Source organism: Shewanella sp. 11B5 (assembly GCF_002836795.1).
GTDB lineage: Bacteria > Pseudomonadota > Gammaproteobacteria > Enterobacterales > Shewanellaceae > Shewanella > Shewanella frigidimarina.
The window spans coordinates 1-1,405 of record NZ_PJAP01000061.1 but is presented as its reverse complement, the minus strand read 5'-3'; the positions used below and the strand labels follow the sequence as shown (position 1 = coordinate 1,405).

General features: G+C 37.6%; 2 protein-coding genes. One reads left to right on the top strand and one right to left on the bottom strand.

The window, feature by feature from the left end; all coding sequences use genetic code 11:
* On the bottom strand, positions 1–431 hold a 431-nt coding region (locus CXF78_RS00500; protein WP_102035686.1), incomplete at its 3' end, for a chemotaxis protein CheX.
* 695 nt (positions 432–1,126) lie between these two features.
* On the opposite strand from CXF78_RS00500, the gene CXF78_RS00495 reads away from it, so the two are divergent.
* Positions 1,127–1,405 (top strand): cupin domain-containing protein (locus tag CXF78_RS00495; protein ID WP_102035685.1); only part of this gene is annotated, 279 nt, incomplete at its 3' end.

Here is a 1,405-nt window from a genome sequence, read left to right as displayed (position 1 = left end):
CCGAATTCGTGGCTAAAAGGCATCATGATTTTTTTACCACGCGCTTTATGAGAAATAGTATGGTTTTTACCAGATACAACAGCCGGTGTCGCCATATCAAAGTCGTAACCTTTTTCACTGAGTAAGTTTTTAGCGCCGCCAGTCACCATATTCGTAATTTCACCGACTAAATCAGTCACCTCATCATTAATAAACTCAGGCTTTTCACCAAGCATTTTATTCATAATTTCAAGAATAAGCGGTTGCTCGAAGGTAATCGACAATGAGCCACGAGTTTTAGGTCCTACCATACCAATCAAGCCTGATACGTCACCTTTTGCAAGGTCATGGTTTTTTAATTGTGGTTTACCTGGCTTAAGATCCATGGTTGCCATGGTTGAGATAACATTGATTAAAGACACAAGAAATGGGTTGATGAATTCAACGTTCATAGGCAAAGCAATCCTTCTACATTTAAAAGAGTGGCATAGTATAGAGAGGGCATAAAGAGTGCGTAACGTTACACGGCCCTGTCATTATAGTAGCTGACTAACACAAATACTGACTATATCAGCAAAGTGAAATACAGGTTTAAGCTTAGAGCACAAAAAAGAAATTGATAGTGACATTAATGGTAAAAATATTTCTATACCGTTATTTAGTGTAACAAAAGTCTAGAATGAGCAGTTAATTTACTATGGTCGGTTTAAAGCTACAAGGGCTGAGCTGAGCATCAATTGTTTAAGCCGCCGACTAAAGTTGTTTCTAGCTTGGAGCTAATATTGATTTCCCATGCACTTAAAGCAATTAGCGCGACAATGAAGACTGCACGTTTTGAATATCAAACGATGATAAATTCTGTTAATACCACATCAAAGCGAGGCTCACTAGTTGATAAGCACAGCAACTGATACGCTCGAGTGCATCTTTTTCATCATGCTGATGTTTGATAGTTCATTATGTTAAGTTGTTGACTGTAATTGTAGTGACTCAGCTTGGGATTTCTATTGGCTAATCATGTTTTTAAGGCTGTGTTGGCTTCTTGAAAAGTTAAGATGATTTAATCGCCTTACATCAATAAGATAGCAAATGTAGGATAAATCAATAACGCAATCACTAAACGTTATGTAGAACAAGGATCAAACAAGTGTCGAAATCTGTAGCAATCACAATAAACGATCAATTTTCACGAGTTGAGTTTCTGAAAGATAGAACGCCAGAAACCACTAATGAACAAGCGAAAAATGCTTTTGCGCTATTATCTGAATATCGAGACGGTGGAATATACATTGCTCATTATTCTGGTTTTAGTGAGTGGGAAAAGCATCCAAAAGGTGACGAGTTTGTTCAGGTTTTAGGGGGAGAAACTACATTGGTTCTTTTAGTTGAAAACGTAGAGCAACGTAACCTTTTATCGACGGGGAAA